The sequence below is a fragment of the Variovorax sp. 20P10.2.4 genome (assembly GCF_058244205.1).
In genome coordinates this window covers 1-5,936 of the sequence record NZ_JBZAYE010000463.1, presented here as the reverse complement: position 1 = coordinate 5,936, position 5,936 = coordinate 1, and the positions used below count along the sequence as shown (strand labels likewise).

General features: G+C 69.6%; 5 protein-coding genes. 4 read left to right on the top strand and 1 reads right to left on the bottom strand.

The window, feature by feature from the left end; translation table 11 throughout:
• A partial coding sequence (locus AC27VN_RS30290; protein ID WP_490878952.1) for a GAF domain-containing protein occupies window positions 1-874 on the bottom strand: 874 nt, incomplete at its 3' end.
• A 208-nt stretch (window positions 875-1,082) separates the two neighbouring features.
• Between AC27VN_RS30290 and AC27VN_RS30285 the strand changes: the two genes are divergently transcribed.
• The 4 genes from AC27VN_RS30285 to AC27VN_RS30270 all read left to right on the top strand — a co-directional run bounded on the left by AC27VN_RS30285 (window position 1,083) and on the right by AC27VN_RS30270 (window position 5,892).
• Window positions 1,083-1,586 carry a (2Fe-2S)-binding protein gene (locus tag AC27VN_RS30285; protein WP_093349201.1) on the top strand — a complete coding sequence of 168 codons (504 nt, stop codon included), beginning with the start codon at window positions 1,083-1,085 and terminating at the stop codon, window positions 1,584-1,586.
• A 10-nt stretch (window positions 1,587-1,596) separates the two neighbouring features.
• A complete protein-coding gene (locus AC27VN_RS30280) occupies window positions 1,597-4,047 on the top strand; it encodes a xanthine dehydrogenase family protein molybdopterin-binding subunit (protein ID WP_490878951.1) in 2,451 nt (816 codons plus the stop codon).
• A 36-nt stretch (window positions 4,048-4,083) separates the two neighbouring features.
• Window positions 4,084-4,875 (top strand): FAD binding domain-containing protein, encoded by a 792-nt coding sequence (locus AC27VN_RS30275; RefSeq protein WP_490878950.1) that lies wholly within the window; start codon window positions 4,084-4,086, stop codon window positions 4,873-4,875.
• Window positions 4,876-4,986: 111 nt separating this feature from the next.
• Window positions 4,987-5,892 (top strand): AAA family ATPase, encoded by a 906-nt coding sequence (locus AC27VN_RS30270; protein WP_093349209.1) that lies wholly within the window; start codon window positions 4,987-4,989, stop codon window positions 5,890-5,892.
• Window positions 5,893-5,936: the final 44 nt, after the last annotated feature.

Genomic DNA, 5,936 nt, shown 5'->3' with positions numbered 1-5,936 from the left:
CGAACAGCATGTCGAGCGGCAGCGCGAACAGGTCGTTGCAATGCAGGCCGCCCTGGCTGCGCGCCAGCGGCTGGTGCAGCATTTGCCGCGCCGCAGCATTGGCGCCGGTGACGTTGCCGCCGCCGTCGATGCACAGCAGGCCCTCGGCCGCCTCGCTGGTGGGGCAGCCGGGCCAGGCCAGGCGCAGCAGCATCTCGCAGGGGGCACGCAGCACCAGCGCGTTCTCGATGCTGCGCGCCGACAGGGTCGCGAGGTGGCGCAGCTCGGGCCGCTCGGCCACCTGCACGCCGGTCAGGTCGAGCATGCCGATGCAGTCGCCCTGGGGACCGAACAGCGGCGCGCCGGCGCAGCTGTAGACGCTGGTGTCGTCGAAGAAATGCTCGCCGCCGTGCAGCCAGACCGATTCCTGCTCGGCCAGCGCGGTGCCGATCGCGCTGGTGCCGATGGCGCGTTCCGACAGGTCGACGCCGATGCGTGCGATGTTGCGCGCGTAGCGGCTGGCGTCGTCGGTGCCGTCGGGCAGCAGGCCCACGTCGACCACGATGCCCTCGGCATCGGTCAGCACGGCGAAATAGCGGGTGTCGGCGATGGCGCGCGACAGCCGTTCGATCACCGGACGCGCGGCCGACACCAGGGCGCGGTTGCGTTCCGCCACCGCGCGCTGGGCGCTGCGGCCCACCGGCTCGAAGCTCACGCGCTGCTGCGGCTGCTGGCCGGCCTCGATGCAGCGCTGCCAGGAGCGGGCGATCCAGGGTTCGATGCGGCTGCCGGGCGGGGCGCGGAGATCGACGGCATCGCCATGGATCAGGGCCTGCCGGGCCTGGGCGATGGCCAGCGAGCGCTCGGGTGTCGGCAGGGCGTTGGAAGCGAGCATCTGTTTGCGGGGGCGCGTGGGGCGCCCGTTTTGGGGACCTGCCGAACGGCAAGCTGTTTCATTTTGAGAATTTCAGGCCCCCGGCGCAAGCGTCGAGGGTTTTGCCTAGGATAGTGCAGGGGGTCGGCATCCAAGATGCCCTCGGGGCCCGCCCATGCCGCTGCGAGGTGCGGGCCTGTCAGCCATCACCCTTCACGGAGACAGCCACATGCAGGTAGCCCTCAAGGTCAACGGCCGCTCGGTCACCGTCGACGCGCCACCCAACACCCTCCTCGTGCACGCGATCCGCGAGCACCTCCACCTCACCGGCACCCACGTCGGCTGCGACACCGCCCAGTGCGGCGCCTGCACCGTCCACGTCGACGGCCGGGCCGTCAAGTCGTGCAACATCCTGGCCGCCCAGGTGGCCGGCGCCGAAATCACCACCATCGAGGGCGTGGCCCAGCCCGACGGCACCATGCACCCGATGCAGGCCGCGTTCAAGGAATGCCACGGCCTGCAATGCGGCTTCTGTACCCCGGGGATGGTCATGAGCGCCATCGACCTGTGCACCCACCACCCGAAGTCGAGCGAATCCGAGATCCGCGAGCTGCTCGACGGCAACCTGTGCCGCTGCACCGGCTACCAGAACATCGTCAAGGCCGTGGTGATGGGCGGCGAGGCCATGGCCTCGGGCAACCCGGTTCCGGTCCAGGCCACGGCCGCGGCCTGAGGAGAGCGACATGGGTGCCTCCGACTTCGCGAATCTGCCGCACATCGGCGACGCGCTCCGGCGCAAGGAAGACTACCGGTTCCTGACCGGGGCGGGCAACTACACCGACGACATCACGCTGGCCAACCAGTCGCACGCGGTGTTCGTGCGTTCTCCGCACGCGCATGCGCGTGTCGTCTCGGTCGACATCGCCGATGCGCTCACCATGCCCGGCGTGGTCGGCATCTTCAGCGGCAAGGACATCGAGGGCAAGATGGGCGGGCTGCCCTGCGGCTGGCTGATCAACAACCCCGACGGCACGCCGATGAAGGAGCCGATGCACCCGATCCTCGCGATCAACAAGGTGCGCTACGTCGGCGACCACGTCGCGATGGTGGTGGCCGAGACGGTCGAGCAGGCGAAGAACGCCGCCGAAGCCGTGGTGGTCGAGTACGAGGTGCTGCCCGCGCTGGTCGGCGTGGCCGACGCCGCGAAGAAGGCCGGCGGCGTCACGATCCACGACGAGGCGCCCGACAACCAGTGCTACAAGTGGGCGCTGGGCGACAAGGCGGCGGTCGATGCCGCCTTCGCGGGCGCCGCGCATGTCACCCAGCTCGACCTGGTCAACAACCGGCTGATTCCCAACCCGATCGAGCCGCGCGTGGCCATCGGCAGCTACAGCCGCGGCACCGACGACTACACGCTCTACGTCTCGAACCAGAACCCGCACGTCGAGCGGCTGCTGATGACGGCCTTCGTGCTGGGCCTGCCCGAGCACAAGGTGCGCGTGATCGCGCCCGACGTGGGCGGCGGCTTCGGCTCGAAGATCTTCCTCTACGCCGAGGACGTGTGCCTGACCTGGGCCGCCAAGCAGCTCAACCGCAACATCAAGTGGACGGCCGAGCGCTCGGAATGCTTCCTGTCGGACGCGCATGGCCGCGACCACGTGAGCCATGCCGAGATGGCGATGGACAGTCAAGGCAAGTTCCTCGCGATGCGGGTCCACACCGACGCCAACCTCGGCGCCTACCTGTCGACCTTCTCGACCGCGGTGCCGACCATCCTCTACGCCACCTTGCTCGCGGGCCAGTACACCACGCCGCAGATCTACGTCGAGGTCGATGCCTGGTTCACCAACACAGCACCGGTCGATGCCTATCGCGGTGCCGGCCGGCCCGAGGCCACCTACCTGCTCGAGCGGCTGGTCTCGCGCTGCGCCTGGGAAATGAACCTGGGCCAGGACGAGATCCGCCAGCGCAACTTTATCACCGCCTTCCCGTACCAGACGCCGGTAGCGCTGCAGTACGACACCGGCGACTTCCATGCCTGCATGGACAAGGCGCGCAAGCTGGCCGAGGTCGAGGGCTACGGCCAGCGCAAGTCGGCCAGCGAGGCGGCCGGCAAGCTGCGCGGCATCGGCTACTCGAGCTACATCGAGGCCTGCGGCATCGCGCCGTCGAACATCGCGGGCGCGCTCGGCGCGCGCGCGGGCCTGTTCGAGTGCGGCGAGATCCGCGTGCATCCGACCGGCAGCGTGACCGTGTTCACCGGCTCGCACAGCCATGGCCAGGGCCACGAGACCACCTTCGCGCAGGTGGTGGCGGCGCGCCTGGGCATCGCGGTCGAGGCGGTCGACGTGGTGCACGGAGACACCGGCCGCGTGCCCTTCGGCATGGGCACCTACGGCTCGCGTTCGATCTCGGTCGGCGGCGCGGCCATCATGAAGGCGCTCGACAAGATCGAGGCCAAGGCCAAGAAGATCGCGGCCCACCTGATGGAGGCGAGCGACGCCGACATCGAGTTCGCCAACGGCGAGTTCACGGTCAAGGGCACCGACAAGAAGATCCCGTTCGGCCAGGTGGCGCTGACGGCCTACGTGCCGCACAACTACCCGCTCGACAAGCTCGAGCCTGGCCTCAACGAAACCGCCTTCTACGACCCGACCAACTTCACCTTCCCGGGCGGCACCTACATCTGCGAGGTCGAGATCGACCGGCAGACCGGCGAGGTGCGCGTGGACCGCTTCACCGCGGTCGACGACTTCGGCACCATCATCAATCCGATGATCGTCGAGGGCCAGGTGCACGGCGGGCTGGTGCAGGGCATCGGCCAGGCGCTGCTCGAGAACTGCGTCTACGACAACGAGACCGGCCAGCTGCTCACCGGCAGCTTCATGGACTACGCCATGCCGCGCGCCGCCGAGTTCCCGCAGTTCAAGCTCGACACCGTCTGCACGCCCTGCACCCACAACCCGCTGGGCACCAAGGGCTGCGGCGAGGCGGGCGCGATCGGCTCGCCGCCGGCGGTCATCAACGCCGTGCTCGATGCACTGGCGCCGCTGGGCGTGAAGGACTTCGACATGCCGGCCTCGTCGAGCCGCGTCTGGGAAGCGATGCAGAAGGGCAGCGGCAGCGCCGCCAGCGACCCGGTGGCGCAGCAGCCCGCGCTGGCCGCCAGCACGCAGGGCCGTCCGGCCGCCTGATCAACCCCTCCCTACAAATAAAGAAGGAACCACCCCATGTACGCCTTCACGTTCGAACGGCCCGCGGCCCTGGCCGACGCCGTCAAGCTGGCAGAAGCCGGCGGCAAGCCCCTGGCGGGCGGCCAGACCCTGCTGGCCTCGATGAAGCTGCGCCTGTCGGCGCCCGAACAGCTCGTCGACCTCGGCGGCATCAAGGAACTCACCGGCATCAGGAAGGATGGCGATGCCATCGTCATCGGTGCCATGTCGCGCCACCTCGACGTGGCCAACAACACCGAGGTGAAGGCCGCCTTCCCGGCGCTGGCCGACCTGGCCTCGCGCATCGGCGACCGCCAGGTACGCGCGATGGGCACCATCGGCGGCTCGGTGGCCAACAACGATCCGGCCGCCTGCTATCCGAGCGCGGTGCTGGGATCGGGCGCGACCGTGATCACCACCAAGCGCGAGATCGCGGCCGACGACTTCTTCCTGGGCCTGTTCACCACCGCGCTCGAGGACGGCGAACTGATCACCGCGATCCGCTTCCCGATCCCGAAGCGCGCGGTCTACGAGAAGCTGCGCCAGAAGGCCTCGCATTTCCCGCTGGTCGGCGTGTTCCTCGCGCAGTACGACAGCGGCGTGCGCGTGGCCATCACCGGCGCGGGCAACGGCGTGTTCCGGCACGCGGGGCTCGAGGATGCGCTCAACAAGAGCTTCACCGCGGCCGCGGCGGCCGGCGTGAAGATCGACGCCAGCGAGCTCAACACCGACCTGCACGCCACGGCGGCCTACCGCGCCAACCTGATCAACGTGCTGACGCAGCGCGCGGTGACGAAGGCGCTGGGCTGACGCGGACGGGTTGACCGATCGCGAGAGCGGCGCGAAGCACGCCTTCGCGCGGCTCTCGCGTCCTTCTTGCGTTGCGATGTCCGCGGCGCCGGCCGTGCATTACCCTAGGCCATGACCTTCGAGACCATCGACTCCCTCACCGACGGCCTGCTGCGCGCCGGCTACTACGCCGACCGCCGGCTCGCGACCGCCGTGTTCCTCGCGCTGAAGCTGCAGCGCCCGCTGCTGCTCGAGGGCGAGCCCGGCGTGGGCAAGACCGAACTCGCGAAGGCGCTGGCCAAGGCGCTGCAGCGCGAGCTGCTGCGGCTGCAGTGCTACGACGGCCTCGAGCAGCGCGAGGCGCTCTACGAATGGAACTACGCGGCGCAGCTGCTGCACATGCGCGCGGTCGAGGCCTCGGGCGCGGTGCGCGACGTCGAGGCCGAGGTCTACCAGCCGCACTACCTGATCCGTCGCCCGCTGCTGCAGGCGCTGCAGGCGCCGGCCCCGGGCGCGGTGCTGCTGATCGACGAGGTCGATCGCGCCGACGAGCCCTTCGAGGCCTTCCTGCTCGAGTACCTCGGCGAGTACCAGGTCAGCATTCCCGAGCTCGGCACCATCCGCGCCGAGGTGGCACCGGTCACCATCCTCACGAGCAACCGCACGCGCGAACTCAACGACGCCGTGAAGCGGCGCTGCCTCTACCACTGGCTCGACTATCCCGAGCGCGAGCGCGAACTGGCCATCGTGCGTGCCCAGGTACCGGGCGTGGGCGAGAAGCTGTCGGCGCAGGTGGCCGATTTCGCGGCCCGCCTGCGCAGCGCGCCCTTCGTCAACGCCTTCCAGCGCGCGCCCGGCATTGCCGAGAGCGTCGAGTGGGCGCGCGCGCTGATCGCGCTCGACACGATCGAGCTCGATCCCGAGGTGGTGTCCGACACCGCCGGCATCCTGTTCAAGCAGCGCGACGACGTGGCGGCGCTGACCCGCGAGCTGGCGAGCGAGCTGCTGAAGCCGGAACCGGAGCAGGCCGGCGCGTGAGATGAGGCCGCGATGCAGCAACTAGGCGACGCCCGCACCGGCAA